The sequence below is a fragment of the Streptomyces swartbergensis genome (genome assembly GCF_002148965.1).
Classification (GTDB): Bacteria; Actinomycetota; Actinomycetes; order Streptomycetales; family Streptomycetaceae; genus Streptomyces; species Streptomyces swartbergensis.
Genome location: NZ_NGFN01000201.1, coordinates 1 through 15,645 on the forward strand (window position 1 = coordinate 1; position 15,645 = coordinate 15,645).

The window sequence follows — 15,645 nt, forward strand, 5'->3', positions numbered from 1 at the left end:
CTGTTCGGGGCCGGGGCAGGGGCGGCATACCTGATGCGCAGGGAGCCGCGGCCGTCGTAGCCCTGGGGTTCGGCGGCCCTGGGCGCCGACCGGACGCTAGCTCGCCCGCTGGACCCCGGCGCCACGGACCTCCAGCCCGTCCAGCAACTCCGCCGTGGCCTGCGCGATGGCCTCCACGGCGCGTTCGAACACCTCCTGGTTGTGAGCGGCGGGGGCGCGGAAACCCGAAACCTTCCGCACGTACTGCAACGCGGCAGCCCTGATGTCCGCCTCCGTGGCCTCTTCGGGCAGCGCGGGCGGACGAAGGGTCTTGATACTCCGGCACATGCCCCCAGTCTGGCCCCTGCGCCCCTCCCCGGGGAACGAACCGGGAACACTCGTTCGCATGAACCACGGGAGCGAACTCGCCCACTCAATTCGAACAGGCGTATCATTGGGCCGTGGCAACGACCTATGACTTTCCGAGTGACCTCCTCGCCGGTCAGGAGGAACTCCATCAGGTCCGGGCCGAACTGTCGGCCCTGCTGAAGCGCCTCCCCTGGTCGGTGGAACCACTGGACGGCTTCAGCGACGACAACGGCTGGCGCAAGGTGGAGCGCCCCGCCTCCCCCGGCTGGACAGCCGACGAACAGGCCGAAGTGGAGAAGCTCCGGCGGCGTGAACACGAGCTCGCGGTGTTCGTCAGCACGCACCGCTACTGGTCCGAACTCTCCGGTCCCGAGCGGGTGTGGGCCCGCTCGGCGCTGAAACACGCGCACGAGTCTCCGCCGGAGGAGGCCGGCGGAGACTGACGAAGACCGACGGAGACCGACGGAGACTGAGAAGCGCCCCGGGGCCGATGGGCCCGGGGCGCTTCTGCCGATCCGGGCCAACATCCTTCACCTGGAAACGGACGCAACACACCCGTTCGTGTCACAGGAGCACCACTCCGCAACCACGCCCCCTTCACAAGACGCATGATGCTCCCTCAGCACCCGCACCACACCTGGGGGGACACCATGATCAAGCGCACCACCACAGCCGCACTCATCGCGGCCGCCCTGCTCGCACTCACCGCCTGCGAAGGCACCGACACGAGCAGCGGCAACAACTCCAAGCCCAGCCAGGGCAGCAACGACAAGGCCGACACCGGCAACGACACCACGAAGGCCGAGAACGCCTCGCTGCCCGACATGACCGGCAAGGGCCTCCAGTCCGCGCAGGACCAGGCGCAACAGGCAGGGTTCTACAGCCTCACCTCGCACGACGCCCTCGGCCGCGGACGCATGCAGGCGTTCGACCGGAACTGGAAGGTGTGCTCCCAGACCCCGAAGGCCGGCGAGCACTCCACCGACACCAAGGTCGACTTCGCCACGGTCAAGCTCGAAGAGGACTGCCCGGCCAAGGACGAGGGCGCCGCCCCTGAGGCGGCCGGCGGCACGATGCCCGACTTCAAGGGCAAGGCCGTCAAGGTCGCCCGCCAGGGCCTCGACCCCTCAACGAGCATCACCGTCAACGATGCCTCCGGCCAGGACCGCATGGTCCTCATGGAGTCGAACTGGAAAGTGTGCAGCCAGGAGCCCGCCGCCGGCGCGAAGCTGGACGGCCGGCCTGTGACGCTCACCGCGGTGAAGTTCGAGGAGTCCTGCTGACGTGATCCCCCGCTGCTGAACTGGGGTGTTGCAACGACCACTAAAACGGAAGCTTCGGGCGGGAGGGGGCGTTTCGTCGTGTCAGGGGTCAGCGAGCGTCGGCGTGCCGCCGGACGCCGGTGAGCGCGTTGCCCCAGGGGTACGCCCGCGGATTCCCCCGCTTCAGAGGGTGCGACTCGTACCCGTCCGAACCGTCGAGGACCAGAACCCCCTGCTCGCGCAGGACGGCGATCGACCGTGCTACCGCTGGCTGAGCACCTGCGCCTGGTTGAAATAGGGCATCGCTGCGACAGGCACGACCATGTGCACCGCTTCCGACGGGATACCGATGGCGACGGTGTCCGAGATGCCGGCCCCCCACTTGTTCAGCGTCGTGCATGACATCGGCACCACCAGCATCGCGGGAATCCGGGGCCGTCGTGCCCGGACGGGTACTCGCTGCGGCCACCGTCCTACGACCCGGACGCCTTGGTGTGCCGGCGCGACGGAGCTCCCGACCCGAGCGACAGCCCGAATGCGCCGCAGGCCGTTGCTCTGGACCCGCAGCGCAGGATGTACGCCTAGGCCGCCTCGACGACCTCGTCCCGCATCGCGGCGGCCCACTCCGCGACCAGCCGCTCGTACTCGGCGCGCTTCTCGCCGTAGAGCCAGCCGCCACACGCAACGACGAGCGCACGGATCTCCTCGTTCACGACGGCAGCAGACCGCACGGAACCAGGGATCTGAGAGTCGGGGGACATGCATAGAGCCTACGACCCACGACTGACAACCGGCCCGCGCTATACGTCAGCGTGGGCTCATGGTCCGCCGGACCCGGCTGATGACGTTCTGCGCGTCCGCTCCGTAGACCGCGGACCCGCTCAAGGTGTCCCACACTCGCTGGTAGGAGGCCACGGTCGCATCGTCATCGAGCCACAGTTCGGCGTGCCAGTCCTCGGTGATGACGAGTCTGCCGTCGAGGATCCAAAACCCGTTCGCGGCGGGGACCCGCAAGGATGCGCTCAGCGGAATGATTCCGAGCTCGATCGTGTCCATCCCGACCTGCCCGGCGAGCCGGTCCAGCTGCGCGGCAAGGACAGACGGTGGGCACACGAGCGCATGGAGCGCGGCCTCCCACACGAGCGCGTGGAACCGTCGACCACCCTGGTACAGCCATGCTTGCCGTTCCATCCGGGAGCGGACGGCCTCCTCCGTGTCCCGCTTCGTCCCCTGCAGATCGGCGTACCGCAGGAAGATGTGCCGGGCGTAGTCGGCGGTCTGGAGCATGCCCGGGATGACCGCCTCTTCCCACGCGTGGATGACGCGTGCTCGCTCGACAGCGATGTTCCAGGTGTCCTGTACGGGCCGGTGCCCGGCGGCGAGCTGGCGGTTCCACGACCGGATGTGGGCCTCGAATCCCTTGAGCCGGGCGTCCAGTTCACTGACCGCTTCGGGTTGCCCGACGGCGTGGGCCCAGGCGTGGAGGTCCTCACTCGTCGCGGTCTGTCGGCCGCCCTCCAGCTTGTACACCTTGGAGTGCGGCCAGCCGAGCCGTTGTGCGAGCTGTGTGCCGGTGAGACGGCCCTCAGGGGCGGACAGGCGTAGCTCCCTCAGCCGACGGCCGAGGGCCTCCCGGGCCTGCTGGTAGTCCGTGCTCACCGGCGGGGGTCTACTCCTTCGTGCCGAGCTGCGCCGCGAACTGGTCGTAGGGCACGGACGCGTGGACGGCGGCGTCGCGGACCCTGCAGTACCGCAGCACCTCGGCGGGCTCGGTGATGATTTCGACGTCGCGGAAGACGTCCTCGTCGTCGAAGCGGAGGATCGCCACGAGGCGCGAGTCGAAGATTCAGAAGTCCTCGGCGGGCAGGTGTGCCCGCTCGGCGTCCTCCCGCCACAGGTTCCGGACGTCCTCGCCTGTGGCCGCGTTGCAGCGGGCGTAGGAGAGGAGGAACCGCTGCCCCTCGGTGGGCGGGGTGTCGACGACGCGCACGCGGCCGACGTACTTGCCTGCTCCGGTCTGCCGGAGAATGTTCTGGCACCAGTCGCTGTCGAGGTCCATCGGGGCCTGGCCCGTCTTGAGGAACTCGACGTAGCCCTCGTCTTCACGATCGGAGGCGTAGCCGCGCCGGGTTTCCAGGTGCCAGGCCGAGTGCTCGAAGCGGCGGAACAGCTGGCCGAACTCCTCCAAGTCGATCAGCTTGGGCACGCGGTCCATCTCCTTCGGGCCGTGGTTGACGAGCAGCTCGCGGGGGATGACCACCGCGGCGTCGTCCAGTCCGAAGTGCTGCAACTGCCGCAGGTCCGCAGGGTCGGTGAGGGGCCTCCCCTGGACGATGATCTCACCGCTGTCGAGGTCCTCGTGCACCGCGGGGCACGAACCGTTCTTGCTGTCCGTGCCGTTGAATCGCAGCCGTCGCGCCATGGTTGTCTCCCTCGTGCTGGGTTGTGTCACCTTCAGCATCACCAGGCTCCAGGCCTCGTACTACCGTGCACGCGCATCGCTGTGAGACCACACGAGAACAATCAGTCAGGCTGCGAGAACATTCGAGAACATCACGTGGCGAGTGTCAACACCGCCTCCGTACGGTCCTGTTCATGGCCGAAGCACCCGCGCAGGACGTCGACCCGTTCACCGCCATGGAGTCTCTCCGGGCGGCCCTGGACCAGGTCGGCATCGTGCTCCCCTCACTGGCGGTGGACGCGGCTTCGCCGACTCTCCGCATGGTCGAACTGGGGGGCGTGCGCGCGGACGTGGCCATGCGGCCAGCACGCGCACTCCAGCGAGGGAGCACCATGGCATGATCACGAAGCTACTGATTCCCCAAGACACACCGCCGCTGGGCCTACCCGACCTCGCGATCATGCGCGAGACCGCGCGACTGGTGCTGGGCCCGGACTCCGGACCGGACACCCTCCCGCCGGCCGCCGAGGAACTGGACACGCTCACCGCTACCCTGCGCGGCCACCTACAGCTGCTGACACCCGAAGTCGAGCAGGCGGCCGGGCGGCTGCCGGAGAACAGCCCGACCCGCTCTGGCGCCATGTACTGCGTCGGGGAGGCCCGCGGAAAGCTCCGGGCCCCCGAGCTGAGCTTCGCGCGGCTGAGCGGCAGCGTGATGTACGCCCGCAGGCTCGCCCGCGTCCTGGTCGCCCTGTGCGAGCACTACGAGATCGTCAGCGCGGGCATGACCGAGACGCCCGAGCAGACCGCATTCGTACGCCTGGCCGAACACTGCCTGACGTGCCCGACCTGCAAGGCCATGGACGACAAGGGCGCGAACCTCGGCCTCCCCTGCGAGGAAGAGGAAAGGCTGAACGAGGAGTACCGGCAGGCTCGGATCCGCGCGTCCGCAGCCCGCATCGCTCGGCAGGTACGTCCGGTGGAGGCAACGGCATGACCACTCCCGAGGCAGGGACCGAGGCGCCGGAGGTCAGCGACGAGGTGTCGAACCTGTGCAAGCAGTTGCTGCGCACGGCGAAGTCGCCCCGCGCACGGGCAGCCGTCCAGGCACTGGCCGAGGAGCGCACGATCCTCGAGGTCCCGGCCGTGCGTCGTGCTCTCGTCGTCGACACCAGCCGAGGCGCCAAGGCCAACTTCGAAGGGCTCTCCGGACTCCAGTACGGGCTCGGCCTGGACGAGCAGCAGCGCACGTTCCTCGGCTTGGTCCTGTCCATGGTCGGCATCGGGATCACCGCTCTCGCCTCGGTGGAGGACCTCGACGAACGCCGTCTGCCGATCATCCTGCGGGCGATCCTGCGACTCGCGGGCAACGACACCATCGCTGTCGGCACCCGTCTATGAGCCCCCGCCATTGCGGTACGTCGACCGCAGCGCGGCGGGTAGGGCGGCCGTCCTCCACTGGTTCGGACGGGACGGCCGTCCGTTCATCCCCCGGTGTCGATGCGTCGCCGATCGCGCCGGCACTGGGCCTCCCACCTGTCCTCGCCTGGGCCGGCGAGCGCGAGCCCTCCGACACAGCCACTCCACCGCTCCCGCTTGGTCGCTGGCAGGAGGCGGGAGGCGGGAGCGCCCGGAGTGGCCCGCGCCGGGTCCCTGGCGCCGGTGGCGGGCCACTCGTACCGGTGAATCGTCTTGTGGTCGAGGCCGACGCGTTCACCAACTGGACCTGCATGGGGTCGAGAGGCACCCGACAAAGCAGTAACGATCATGGCGCGGGTGTACCTGTGTCCGCCCGCGGCCGGTCATCCTCGCTCCGACTCGATCAGAGCAAGCCGCCCCACTCCCTGCACGGGGTGGGGCGGTTACGTTGCCCCGAACGAGTAATGGAGAAACATGATCGTTGGGGTTGTGGACTCTTTGTGGACTCCGATCACAGGAGAGGCCCCCTGGCGTGACCACCAGGGGACCTCTGACCTGCTAACTCATCCCGTGGGCGCGGACGGTTTCGAACCGCCGACATCCTGCTTGTAAGGCAGGCGCTCTACCCCTGAGCTACGCACCCGGCTCCCGGGCCATGCGCCCAGGACGAGTCGACAGCCTACATTGCCCGGGGCACGGTCCCGCAAACCCGTATCTGCGGGTCGGTCCGGGGGTTAGCCCCACCTTTGATCCGGGAGTGGCCCGGATCGCCCGGCGGGCTCTGGATCCATACGGTCGTAGAGCGCCCGACAGCGCTCGTCGTCCGTCCAGGGGGAGATCGTCATGGCCCGCAGCACTCGCACCGTCTGCAACACAGGCACCACAGGCACCACAGGCACCACAGGTACCACCCGCCCAGTCTCTGCCCGCGCGGTCGCCGTCGCCGGTGCCGTCGTCGTGCTCGTCGCCGGTCTCAGCGCCTGCGGCGCGTCCGCCGGGGACGACAAGGACCCCGATCGCCGGTCCTTCGACCTCCAGGGCCGCACGCTCACCGTCGACTCCGACGACTCGGCCCTCGAGATCGTCGCCGCCGACGAGAACCCGTCCGGCAAGATCGAGGTCACCCGGTGGTTCCAGGGCTCGGTCGTCGTCGGCAAGGAACCCAAGGCCACCTGGGTCATGCGGGACGACCGGCTGGTGCTGCGGCTGAAGTGTTCCGGCTTCATCGTCGACTGCTCGGGCAAGCACCGCATCGAGGTACCGCGGGGCGTCACCGTGAAGGTCCAGGACGACGACGGCAGCGTGCGCGCCCGCGGCTTCCGGGACCCGCTGAGCATCCGCACGGGCGACGGCTCGGTCCGTGTCACCGGCTCCACCGGCCCCCTGAACATCCGCACGGGCGACGGCTCCGTCCGCGTCTCCGACACCACCGGCCCCCTGGAGCTGCGCACCGGCGACGGATCCATTCGCGTCACCGACACCACCGGCCCCCTGCGGATGCGCACCGGCGACGGATCCATCCGGGCGAACGTCTCCTCCCGTGACGTCCGCGCCCGCACCGGCGACGGCTCGGTCCGTCTGGAACTCGGCGCCGTGCCGGACCGCGTGGAGTCCCGCAGCGGCGACGGTTCGGTGACCATCGCACTGCCCAAGGCCGCCTACCGCGTGGCCACCGAGACCGGTGACGGCGGCGTGGATGTGTCCGTCCCCCGCGACGAGACCAGCTCCCATGTGGTGTCCGCCCACACCGGCGACGGCAAAGTGACAGTCCGAACGGCGAACTAACCGGCCCGTGTGTTCGTCCTTAACCGGTGGGAGAATGACACCGGGCAGGGTGGACCACAGCACGGGAGAGGGATGTGACGGCGACTCCAGCGCAGCCGTACTCGCCGTCGCTGCCGCGCGCACACCGCCCGCGCCGCCGCCTCCCCCGCACCCCGGGCCCGCTCGGTGACGCGCTCACCCTGATGGCACTGCCCCTGCTGGCCGCGCTGGCGCTGCCCGCCGCCTTCGCGGGCGGGGGCACCCGGCGCTGGTTCGGCGGTCGTGCCGAGAGCCAGCGGGCCGAGGCACAGGCCGCGAAGGACGCCGCCGCGGCCGCCTTCTACGAGCTCGACACCGCGCAGCGCGACCTGCGCATCTCGATCGAGACGATCACCGCCGTCGACGCCTCCTCGGCCGCCCGGCGCGCCGTCGCCGACTTCGACGCGCTCGGCCGGCGCATCGACGAGGCCAGCCACCAGTACATCAGCGCCGTCGACGCCCATGACCTCGACCGCGACGACCTGGAGGCCTCGGCCGCCGCCCGCGCCCGCACGGAGCTGACCGCCGCCAAGGAGGAACTCGACCGGGTCAAGCAGGAGCTGGACCGGTTCACCGACGGCCTCGGCCCGCTGCTCGGCAAGGCCGAGACCCAGCTGGCCCGCCTCGCCCCCGCGGTCGAGCGCGCCCGCCAGGCCCTGCTCGCCGCCTCCAACGCGCTCGACTCCGTACGGACGACAGGGCTGAAGGCCGACGACCTCGCAGCCCGTCTCGCCGCCCTGTCTCCCGAGCTCACCAAGCTGAACCAGGGCGCCGGGCAGCACGGCGTGCCGCAGACCCTGGAGCGGGCCGAGCGGGTCACGCGCGAGGCCGAGGCGGTCCGCGTGGAGGCCGAGCGGCTGCCGGAGCGCGCCGCCGAGATCGATCACCGGCTCGTCTCCCTGCGCACCCGCGCCCAGGCCCTCACCACCCGCTCCGAGCAGGTCGACCCCATCCTGAGCGAGCTGCGCCGCCGCTTCACCGTGGCCTGCTGGCAGGACCTGCAACGCGTCCCCGACATCGCCGCCGAGAACGTACGCCAGGCCGAGACGAAACTGGCCGAGGCCCACACCGCCCGCGCCGAACAGCGCTGGGCCGACGCCACGGCCCTGCTGTCGACCGTACGAGCCCTCCTGAACACCACCGACGAGGCCGTCTCGGCCGCCGGCGACCGCCTGCACCGCCTGAACGCCGTACAGAAGGACCCCCAGCAGGAGATCGACCGCACCCGCTTCGCCATCCGCGACGCCCAGCGTCTCGCCATGGCCGGCCGCAACACCCCCGACCCGCGCCACGCCCGCCCTCTGGACGACGCGGTGTCCCGCCTGGAACGCGCCGTCGCCACCCTCGACGGCCGCCACCCCGACTACTGGCACTTCCTCACGGAAACGGAAGCCGTACGCCGGGCCGTGTCCCGCGTGGTGTCCCTGATCCGCGACGAACGCGGGGCCGCCGGTCATTGACGGCACGGTCGATTGACCGTGCCGGTTAACCTGTGCCCATGCCTCGCTACGAGTACCGCTGCCGGACCTGCGGCGACACCTTCGAACTCAGCCGTCCCATGGCGGAGTCCTCCGCTCCCGCGGCATGCCCCTCGGGCCACGACGACACGGTGAAGCTCCTGTCCACCGTCGCGGTGGGCGGCTCGGCCTCCGCCCCGGCACCCGGCACGGGTGGCGGAGGCGGTGGGGGCGGCTGCTGCGGTGGCGGCTGCTGCGGCTGACCCGGGGGCCGCAAGGCCTCGTGCGGATTTCCTCAGGGAACCTTCAGGTCCGGTTTTCTAGCGTGGCTGCATGACAGCCATCGCAGCGGACGCCGGTCCGCAGTGGGTCAACGACCTCATGGACGCGCTGGGCGCGCCGGGTGCCGGTCTCGCCATCGCCCTGGAGAACCTGTTCCCGCCGCTGCCCAGCGAGGTGATCCTGCCTCTCGCCGGGTTCGCCGCGTCCAGCGGGCGGACGAGCCTGCTGGCGGTCCTGCTGTGGACGACGGCCGGGTCGGTGATCGGCGCGCTCGCGTTGTACGGCGTCGGTGCGCTGCTCGGCCGTGACCGGACGGTGGCGATGGCGGCCCGGCTGCCGTTGGTGAAGGTCTCCGACATCGAGCGGACGGAAGCCTGGTTCCTGCGGCACGGCACCAAGGCGGTGTTCTTCGGCCGGATGATCCCGATCTTCCGCAGCCTGATCTCCGTACCGGCGGGTGTGGAGCGCATGCGCCTGCCCGTGTTCCTGGGGCTGACCACCCTGGGCAGCGCGATCTGGAACACGGCGTTCGTGCTCGCCGGCTACTTCCTCGGCGCGAACTGGCACCAGGTGACCGACATCGTCTCCGCCTACTCGAAGGTGGTCCTCGCCGCGGCCGCCCTGGCAGTGGTGGCGTTCGCCGGAGTACGGCTGCTGCGACGCGCCGAAAGGGGCGCGGGGAACTGCGCGACGAGCCACGACCAAGCCGCACCGGCGCGGTCACCGCACGCCCCGAGCTCTTAGGGCCCTTCAGCCGGGCCCAGCGGTAGCCGTCCGCAGCAACTCCCGCAGGATCCGCTCCCCGGCCAGCACACCCCGCTCGGGAAGCGCCCTGATCGCGGGAGCCGTCCAGTCGGTGTCGGCCAGCTCCCCGTGGCCCGGGCGCCAGCCCTGGTCGGCCGCGAGGAGCAGGTCGGCGTCGAGCAGGGAGTCCCCGGCGGCGAGGGTGAGATCGGCGCCGGTCCGGCGAGCGACCTCGCGCATCGCCGCGCTCTTGGTGAGCGGCTTGGGCACGGCGTAGATCTTGCGGCCCTGGAGGGACACGGTCCAGCCGCGGTTCTCCGCCCAGACCGCCAGTTCCTTCACCCAGTCCTCGTTCAGCAGTTCACGCTCGACGACGAGGTAGGCGAAGAGGTCGTCGGCGACGCGGTGCTTGCGCACCCAGACCGGGTCGGCGGCCCTCAGCAGGTGTTCCTGCACCTCGGACAGGGGCGCGCACTGTTCGGCCAGCCGCGCGGTCACCTGTGCGTGCCAGTCCGGGTCGGACACGCCGTCCACCAGGATGTGGCCGCCGTTGGCGCAGATCGCGTAGGTGGGCGCGGGGCCCGGCAGGTTGATGCGCAGGTACTGCTTGCGCGTGCGGGTCGTCGTCGGCACGAACACGGCCGTGTCGCCCAGGTCCGTGAGGAGCTGGGCCGCCGTCTCCGTCATGTACGACAGCGGTCTGCTCTCGTGCACCTCCACACACAGCAGCCGGGGCGCCCGTGCGTCCGGCATGGTCAGCGCCAGGGCCCCGGCGGAGTAGATCAGCGTGCGGTCGAGGTCGCTCGCGACGAGTGCGGGCATCAGACCGTCACCGCCTTGCCGTCGGCGCCGGTCGCGCCCCGGGTGTACTTGGGGTGGATCAGCCCGACGCAGGTGTAGGGCAGTTCGGCCACCTCCTCGACGGGTACGCCGCGTTGCTCGGCCAGCAGGCGTACGTGGTCGAGGTCCCTGCCCGCCCCGGCGCGTGCCAGGACCTTCCAGGGCACGCGGCGCAGCATCACGCGGGTGGTCTCGCCGACGCCCGGCTTGACGAGGTTCACGTCGTGGATGCCGTACTCCTCACTGATGCGCTCGACGGCGGCCCAGCCCTCCCAGGTGGGCGAGCGGTCGGCGGCGAGCAGTTCCTTGGCCTGGGCGCAGGCCGCGTCGGCGACCTCCGGGAAGCGGGCGGAGACGGCGTCCAGGAAGGCCACCGAGACGTCGGTGGCGGCGAGTTCGCGGTAGAACTTGGCGCCGTGGAAGTCGTGCGGTCCGACCAGGTCCGCCCGCAGGACGGTCCGCGAGATCAGGCCGGACACGGTCGAGTTGAGGCAGGCGGAGGGGATGAGGAAGTCCTCGCGGGTGCCGTAGGTCCGTACGCAGGAGCCCGGGTCGGCCAGGACCGCTATCTCGGGGTCGAAGCCGGTGACGCCGTCGGACTTCTCGAACTCCTCCAGGGCCTGGGCGAGTTCGCGGGTGATGGCGCCCTTGCCGGTCCAGCCGTCGACGAAGACGACGTCCCGGGGGTCGTGGTGCTCGGCGAGCCAGCGCAGGGCGTTGGCGTCGATGCCGCGGCCGCGGACGATCGACACGGCGTAGTGCGGCAGGTCGAGCCCGTGCCGGTGCTGGGCCCAGCGGCGCATCAGAATGCCGACGGGGGTGCCCGCGCGGGCCAGGGAGACCAGGACGGGGCGCGGAGACCGCTCCGCGAGGACCGTCTCGGTGACGACGCCGACCGCCTGGGCGATGCGGGCCGCCGAGGTCTCCAGGGCGGAGTGGAACAGCTCCTGGTACTGCTCGCTCGGCTGGTACTCCACGGGCAGCGACTCGGCGTAGTGCGCGCCGCCGCTCTGGATCGCCTCCTCGCGCTCCTCGGTCGGCGCCTCCAGCGTCACGTCCGAGAGGTCCTGGAGCAGCCAGCCGACCTCCTCTGGCGCGTACGAGGAGAAGGCGGGGCCGCGGAGGGGCTCGGGCAGCATGGAGGGCCTTTCGGGGGCGTGCGGGGGCTCTGGGGCGTACGACGGCACGACGGCGAGGAGGACGTGCGGCGTGTGCGCGGCGAGCTGGGTCAGCAGGCCGTCGGACGCGTGCAGCCGGGGGGTGTCCGCAGCCGAGTCGACGACGGCGACGACGGCGTCGAAGTCGGCGCCCGCGACGTTGTAGGCGTACCGCTCGCCCGGTCCGTCGGCGGGGTCGTCGTGCGCGGGGAAGACGAGTCGGGTGCGTATCGCGTAGCCGGGGTCGTCGACGGCGAGGACGGGCGAGCGGGTGGTGGTGGAGTAGCGCACCTCGGTGTCCGTCACCCGCTCCAGGGCTTCCGCGAGCCGCAGCGGGGCGTACATCAGCTCCTCGAAGCCGAGGACGAGCACGCGGCGGGTGTCGGCGGGCAGTGCCTCGGCGAGCCTGCCCGCCATGGCGGGCAGCGCGTCCTCCAGGCGCTTCCGGTGCGCGGGGGTGAAACCGTGTCGGCCCCCGTCGGGCAGGCTCTCGGGCCAGCGGAGGTCTATGCGGGTGACGTGGGGGTGAGCACGGTTGTCGTCCGGGTGCGGGCCGGTGGGGGCTGTTCGCGCAGTCCCCCGCGCCCCTGGCGGGTTGGCGGCAACGCCCTCAAGGGGCGCGGGGAACTGCGCGACCGGCCACGACGCTGCCGCAGACGACCGATCACCTGTCGCGGCACTCTCTGACTCGTACCGCGCCACAAGCTCCTGCCCCTTCTCCAGCACCCCCTCCGGCAGCCGTACGGTCCCGGAAGCAGCGGCCACCAGATCGACCCGGGCGCCGATCTCCCCGGCGAATTCCGCGAGGCGACTCGCATCGGCCGGCGACCGCATGTCCACCAGCGCCACCACGACATACCGCCGCCGCGGATACCGCTCATGAAGATCCCGGACGGTGTTCAGCACCGTGTTCCCCGTGGAGAACTCGTCGTCGACCAGGACCAGCGGCCCGTCGCCGGTGAGCAGCGCCGGGTCCTCCGGCAGCAGCAGATGCGAGGTCGCGTGCGAGTGGGACTCCTCGAAGCCGCCGGCCGGGGCGAGACCGGCGACGGGGCGGCGGGTGGAGTGCAGGTAGGGGGCGAGGCCCAGGCCGTCGGCGACGGAGTGGCCGAGGCCGGTCGCCGTCTCCGCGTAGCCGAGGACGACCGCGCGGCGTGCCTCGTCGGCGCCCAGCAGTTCACGCACGCGGCGGCCCAGCTCGACGCCGTAGCCGTAGACCACGGACGGCGACTGCGGGACGTGCTTGCCCAGCACGTTCGACACCAGCAGGTGTGCCCGCTTGGGGTTGCGGCGCAGCGCCAGTCCCAGCAGGTCGGTCAGCCGGTCGTCGCCGACGAGCTCGACGCCGAGCCGCTCGGCGACCCAGCTGCCCGACCAGACGCCGTCGGCACCGCCGGCTCTCCCGGACCGCCGCACCTCGTCGCCGTCGCCGTCGCGCACCTGGCGGCGCACCCCCTCGTTCACTGCCTTCTCCATGAATTCCCTGCGTCGAAGTCGCCGGTATCCCCGGCGAGTCTGCGTTCCTCGGATGCCGTGCGTTCAGTCGCCCAAGCCCGCCGCGAGCAGCTCCACGAAGCCGATGTCCTCGTTCGCCACGCCGAAAACCTCGGCACGCAGCAGCGTCCGCTCGGCCCAGGCCCGATGCGGCTTCACCTCGTTCATCTTGTTCGTGTACGCCGACCTCAGCACACCCCCGCCACCGCGCTCGGGGCGCAGGATGTCCTGGGCGTCCGAGAACTCCTCGTGGCTGACGACCGACAGGGCGTGCACGGGCAGCACGTGCGAGGGGTGGATGCAGGTCTTGCCCAGCAGTCCGTTGGCCTGGTCCAGGGAGATCTCCCTGAGCAGGCCGTCCATGGCGTGCTCAATCAGCTTCTCGCGCAGTTCCGCGGCCTGCACCTCCAGGAAGGGGCTCTGCCGCAGCAACGGCTTGAACATGCGCTCCTGCACCCGGAAGTACTCCCACACCGGCCCGGTCACGGTGAAGCCGGTCCCGTCGGCGCGGCCCAGCATGTTCACCACGTCGGCGATCACGGAGGCGACGACCTGCACGTCGTAGGCCGTCATGTCGGGGCCTCTGCGCAGCCCGTACGAGGAGCAGAAGTCCGTCACGCCGAGGCGCAGGGCGAGGACGCGGTCGCGGTACTTGTCGACGGCCCGGGAGATGCCCTCCAGGGTCGGCACGCGTGACTCGCGGTAGAGCAGCTCCGGCGACTCCAGCACCGGCATGGCGAAGAGGCGGCGGCCGCCTTCGGCCTCGGCGGTCGCCAGCGCCTCCAGGAAGGGCATGCCGCGTTCCTCGGTGAACTTCGGCAGTACGAATCCGGACAGCAGCCGGACGGCGGGCCCGAGGCGTCGTACCAGGTCGGGGATCTGCTCGGGGACGCGGACCCGGATGAAGAGCAGCGGCAGGTCCGCGCCCGGGAGGCCGGCGAGGGCCGTGAGCTGGCGGACGAGGTTCTCCTCGCCCGGGCCGACGTCCGCGTCGTCGATCGAGTCCTCCAGGCACAGGACCATGGAGACCACGCCGCGACCGGCCTGCTTGAGGATGTCGTCGGCGAGGCGTTCCCGGGTGGCCGGGCTGTAGAGCGTGGCGCCCAGGGCGGCCGAGAGCAGCCAGGCCGGCGACTCCGCGGTGAACGTGCACGGCTCGCGGTAGAAGAGACGCTTCCGCACCTCAGGGGCGATGTGCCCGAAATGACGCATGGAACTCCCCCGTGGTGGTTGTGCGACCTGCGAATCGTCGAAAGCTGGCCGGTAATAGTACGTAGAAGTCCATGGCAGAGGTTCCCGTCAGGCATGAATTTCAGGTAACGCGGGCAAGCACAGCCGGGCCCGGCCATCACGACGGTAGTCCCCGAGGCCCGTCGGCGCCGCTCGTGACGACGCGGGGCCCCGCGTTGTCGTGAGCAGGACCGAGAAGGCAGGATGACCGCATGACGCACGCGATGCTGAAGGGGTCGAACGTCCCGCTGGAAGTCACCACGGTACGCGCCGTGCTGCGCTGGACACCCGGGCAGGGGGTTCCGGACGTCGACGCCTCCGCGCTGCTCATCGGCCCCGACGGTCGTGTGCGCTCCGACGAGGACTTCGTCTTCTACAACCAGCCCCGGCACCCTTCCGGGAAGGTGTGGCGGCTCGGCAAGAAGCGGGTCGCCGAGGGCCTGACCGACACGATCCAGACAGATCTCGCCGGTGTCGAGTCGGGAGTCAGCCGGATCCTGCTGGTCGCTTCGGCGGACGGCGTCACGTTCGACCACGTACAGGCCCTGCGCATTCTGCTGTACGACGCGGCGGGCTCCGGCGCGGAGGCGCTGGCGTACTTCGACGTCAAGCCCACCACGGGCAAGGAGACCGCGCTGATCTGCGGCGAGCTGTACCGGCGCGGAGAGGGCTGGAAGTTCCGGGCGCTGGGCGAGGGTTATTCGAACGGGCTCCAGGGGCTCGCCACCGACTACGGCATCTCGGTGGACGAGTCGGAGGCGATGGAGGAGTCGGCCGGGCAGCCGACCACGGCCGGCGCGGCCCAGCCCGCGACCGCCGACCCGGCACAGCCCACGACCCCGGCCGCCACCCAGCCCGCCCCCGAGGTGTCCCGGCCGCTGCCGCCGGAGCAGCCGACCGCAGTGCCCGCGCAGCCCGGGTACGGGTATCCGCCCCAGCAGCCCCCGGCGACCCAGCCGGCGTACGGCTACCCGCATCCCACCAGCCAGCCCGCCTACGGCTATCCGCAGGCGCCGGCGACGGCGGGCGTCACGGGGGCGCAGTCCGGCTACGGCTACCCGCAGCCGGTCGCCGCCGCGGCCCCCGACCCGGACTTCCGCCTGCCCCCGCAGGGCCCGCAGTTCATCGGACGCTAGCGCCCCGACAAGCAGGACCCGAGGGCCGGCACCCGCAAGGGCCCGGCCCTCAGCGCTGGACCTTCGTCTTGT

Annotated in this window: 17 protein-coding genes, 1 tRNA gene and 1 pseudogene; 10 read left to right on the forward strand and 9 right to left on the reverse strand. The window is 71.0% G+C overall.

What is annotated here, in order from left to right; translation table 11 throughout:
• Positions 1-96 precede the first annotated feature (96 nt).
• Entirely contained in the window at positions 97-327 is a 231-nt protein-coding gene (locus tag CA983_RS27320; RefSeq protein ID WP_086603497.1) for a DUF2277 domain-containing protein, read from the reverse strand.
• Between the two features lie 113 nt (positions 328-440).
• On the opposite strand from CA983_RS27320, the gene CA983_RS27325 reads away from it, so the two are divergent.
• Together CA983_RS27325 and CA983_RS27330 are read left to right on the forward strand one after the other, a co-directional pair.
• Positions 441-791, forward strand: coding sequence for a hypothetical protein (locus CA983_RS27325; protein WP_086603498.1), 351 nt, complete (start codon positions 441-443; stop codon positions 789-791).
• A 165-nt stretch (positions 792-956) separates the two neighbouring features.
• On the forward strand, positions 957-1,631 hold the full coding sequence (locus tag CA983_RS27330; protein WP_244207131.1) for a PASTA domain-containing protein: 675 nt from the start codon (positions 957-959) through the stop codon (positions 1,629-1,631).
• 240 nt (positions 1,632-1,871) lie between these two features.
• Here the strand turns inward: CA983_RS27330 and CA983_RS47240 are convergent, their stop codons facing one another.
• The 4 genes and pseudogenes from CA983_RS47240 to CA983_RS27350 form a co-directional block, all read right to left on the reverse strand.
• On the reverse strand, positions 1,872-2,030 hold the full coding sequence (locus tag CA983_RS47240; protein WP_208637053.1) for a hypothetical protein: 159 nt from the start codon (positions 2,028-2,030) through the stop codon (positions 1,872-1,874).
• Between the two features lie 161 nt (positions 2,031-2,191).
• Positions 2,192-2,371, reverse strand: coding sequence for a hypothetical protein (locus CA983_RS27340; protein WP_086603499.1), 180 nt, complete (start codon positions 2,369-2,371; stop codon positions 2,192-2,194).
• A 46-nt stretch (positions 2,372-2,417) separates the two neighbouring features.
• Positions 2,418-3,269 carry a helix-turn-helix domain-containing protein gene (locus CA983_RS27345; protein ID WP_086603500.1) on the reverse strand — a complete coding sequence of 284 codons (852 nt, stop codon included), beginning with the start codon at positions 3,267-3,269 and terminating at the stop codon, positions 2,418-2,420.
• A 10-nt stretch (positions 3,270-3,279) separates the two neighbouring features.
• Positions 3,280-4,032, reverse strand: a pseudogene (locus CA983_RS27350) (DUF6879 family protein).
• A 173-nt stretch (positions 4,033-4,205) separates the two neighbouring features.
• On the opposite strand from CA983_RS27350, the gene CA983_RS27355 reads away from it, so the two are divergent.
• Genes CA983_RS27355 through CA983_RS27365 form a run of 3 tightly spaced genes read left to right on the forward strand, consistent with a single transcriptional unit; the run spans position 4,206 to position 5,412 of the window.
• Positions 4,206-4,412, forward strand: coding sequence for a hypothetical protein (locus tag CA983_RS27355; protein ID WP_086603501.1), 207 nt, complete (start codon positions 4,206-4,208; stop codon positions 4,410-4,412).
• Entirely contained in the window at positions 4,409-5,008 is a 600-nt protein-coding gene (locus CA983_RS47245; RefSeq protein ID WP_208637054.1) for a DUF6415 family natural product biosynthesis protein, read from the forward strand. The genes CA983_RS27355 and CA983_RS47245 overlap by 4 nt, the downstream gene beginning before the upstream one ends.
• Positions 5,005-5,412: a hypothetical protein gene (locus CA983_RS27365; RefSeq protein ID WP_086603502.1), complete on the forward strand. Its 408-nt coding sequence runs from the start codon at positions 5,005-5,007 to the stop codon at positions 5,410-5,412. Before CA983_RS47245 ends, CA983_RS27365 begins: the two co-directional genes overlap by 4 nt.
• Before the next feature lie 589 nt (positions 5,413-6,001).
• Here CA983_RS27365 and CA983_RS27370 read toward each other — a convergent pair.
• A tRNA-Val gene (locus CA983_RS27370) sits at positions 6,002-6,073 on the reverse strand.
• Between the two features lie 200 nt (positions 6,074-6,273).
• Between CA983_RS27370 and CA983_RS27375 the strand changes: the two genes are divergently transcribed.
• From CA983_RS27375 to CA983_RS27390, 4 genes are all read left to right on the forward strand, one after another.
• The gene (locus CA983_RS27375; protein ID WP_086603503.1) at positions 6,274-7,215 is read left to right on the forward strand and encodes a DUF4097 family beta strand repeat-containing protein; all 942 of its coding nucleotides are present in this window, start codon (positions 6,274-6,276) and stop codon (positions 7,213-7,215) included.
• Between the two features lie 74 nt (positions 7,216-7,289).
• Complete coding sequence (locus tag CA983_RS27380; protein WP_086603504.1) at positions 7,290-8,693, forward strand: hypothetical protein; 1,404 nt, start codon at positions 7,290-7,292, stop codon at positions 8,691-8,693.
• Positions 8,694-8,731: 38 nt separating this feature from the next.
• Positions 8,732-8,953: an FmdB family zinc ribbon protein gene (locus tag CA983_RS27385; protein ID WP_086603505.1), complete on the forward strand. Its 222-nt coding sequence runs from the start codon at positions 8,732-8,734 to the stop codon at positions 8,951-8,953.
• A gap of 70 nt (positions 8,954-9,023) precedes the next feature.
• Complete coding sequence (locus tag CA983_RS27390; protein WP_244207132.1) at positions 9,024-9,716, forward strand: DedA family protein; 693 nt, start codon at positions 9,024-9,026, stop codon at positions 9,714-9,716.
• 6 nt (positions 9,717-9,722) lie between these two features.
• Here CA983_RS27390 and CA983_RS27395 read toward each other — a convergent pair whose 3' ends face one another.
• From CA983_RS27395 to CA983_RS27405, 3 genes are all read right to left on the reverse strand, one after another.
• Complete coding sequence (locus CA983_RS27395; RefSeq protein ID WP_086603506.1) at positions 9,723-10,538, reverse strand: HAD family hydrolase; 816 nt, start codon at positions 10,536-10,538, stop codon at positions 9,723-9,725.
• On the reverse strand, positions 10,538-13,189 hold the full coding sequence (locus CA983_RS27400) for a phosphoribosyltransferase (RefSeq protein ID WP_244207133.1): 2,652 nt from the start codon (positions 13,187-13,189) through the stop codon (positions 10,538-10,540). The genes CA983_RS27395 and CA983_RS27400 overlap by 1 nt, the downstream gene beginning before the upstream one ends.
• A 63-nt stretch (positions 13,190-13,252) precedes the next feature.
• Positions 13,253-14,419 carry an HpcH/HpaI aldolase/citrate lyase family protein gene (locus tag CA983_RS27405; RefSeq protein WP_086603507.1) on the reverse strand — a complete coding sequence of 389 codons (1,167 nt, stop codon included), beginning with the start codon at positions 14,417-14,419 and terminating at the stop codon, positions 13,253-13,255.
• A gap of 230 nt (positions 14,420-14,649) precedes the next feature.
• Between CA983_RS27405 and CA983_RS27410 the strand changes: the two genes are divergently transcribed.
• Positions 14,650-15,573 carry a TerD family protein gene (locus CA983_RS27410; RefSeq protein WP_086603508.1) on the forward strand — a complete coding sequence of 308 codons (924 nt, stop codon included), beginning with the start codon at positions 14,650-14,652 and terminating at the stop codon, positions 15,571-15,573.
• The last annotated feature ends 72 nt before the right edge of the window (positions 15,574-15,645 follow it).

Excerpts from the sequence above, each read along its gene's own strand:
- CA983_RS27320 (WP_086603497.1), bottom strand. The coding sequence starts at position 327 with ATGTGCCGGAGTATCAAGACCCTTCGTCCGCCCGCGCTGCCCGAAGAG.
- CA983_RS27330 (WP_244207131.1), top strand. The coding sequence starts at position 957 with ATGATGCTCCCTCAGCACCCGCACCACACCTGGGGGGACACCATGATC.
- CA983_RS47240 (WP_208637053.1), bottom strand. The coding sequence starts at position 2,030 with ATGCTGGTGGTGCCGATGTCATGCACGACGCTGAACAAGTGGGGGGCC.
- CA983_RS27340 (WP_086603499.1), bottom strand. The coding sequence starts at position 2,371 with ATGTCCCCCGACTCTCAGATCCCTGGTTCCGTGCGGTCTGCTGCCGTC.
- CA983_RS27355 (WP_086603501.1), top strand. The coding sequence starts at position 4,206 with ATGGCCGAAGCACCCGCGCAGGACGTCGACCCGTTCACCGCCATGGAG.
- CA983_RS47245 (WP_208637054.1), top strand. The coding sequence starts at position 4,409 with ATGATCACGAAGCTACTGATTCCCCAAGACACACCGCCGCTGGGCCTA.
- CA983_RS27365 (WP_086603502.1), top strand. The coding sequence starts at position 5,005 with ATGACCACTCCCGAGGCAGGGACCGAGGCGCCGGAGGTCAGCGACGAG.
- CA983_RS27375 (WP_086603503.1), top strand. The coding sequence starts at position 6,274 with ATGGCCCGCAGCACTCGCACCGTCTGCAACACAGGCACCACAGGCACC.
- CA983_RS27385 (WP_086603505.1), top strand. The coding sequence starts at position 8,732 with ATGCCTCGCTACGAGTACCGCTGCCGGACCTGCGGCGACACCTTCGAA.
- CA983_RS27390 (WP_244207132.1), top strand. The coding sequence starts at position 9,024 with ATGACAGCCATCGCAGCGGACGCCGGTCCGCAGTGGGTCAACGACCTC.
- CA983_RS27395 (WP_086603506.1), bottom strand. The coding sequence starts at position 10,538 with ATGCCCGCACTCGTCGCGAGCGACCTCGACCGCACGCTGATCTACTCC.
- CA983_RS27400 (WP_244207133.1), bottom strand. The coding sequence starts at position 13,189 with ATGGAGAAGGCAGTGAACGAGGGGGTGCGCCGCCAGGTGCGCGACGGC.
- CA983_RS27405 (WP_086603507.1), bottom strand. The coding sequence starts at position 14,419 with ATGCGTCATTTCGGGCACATCGCCCCTGAGGTGCGGAAGCGTCTCTTC.
- CA983_RS27410 (WP_086603508.1), top strand. The coding sequence starts at position 14,650 with ATGACGCACGCGATGCTGAAGGGGTCGAACGTCCCGCTGGAAGTCACC.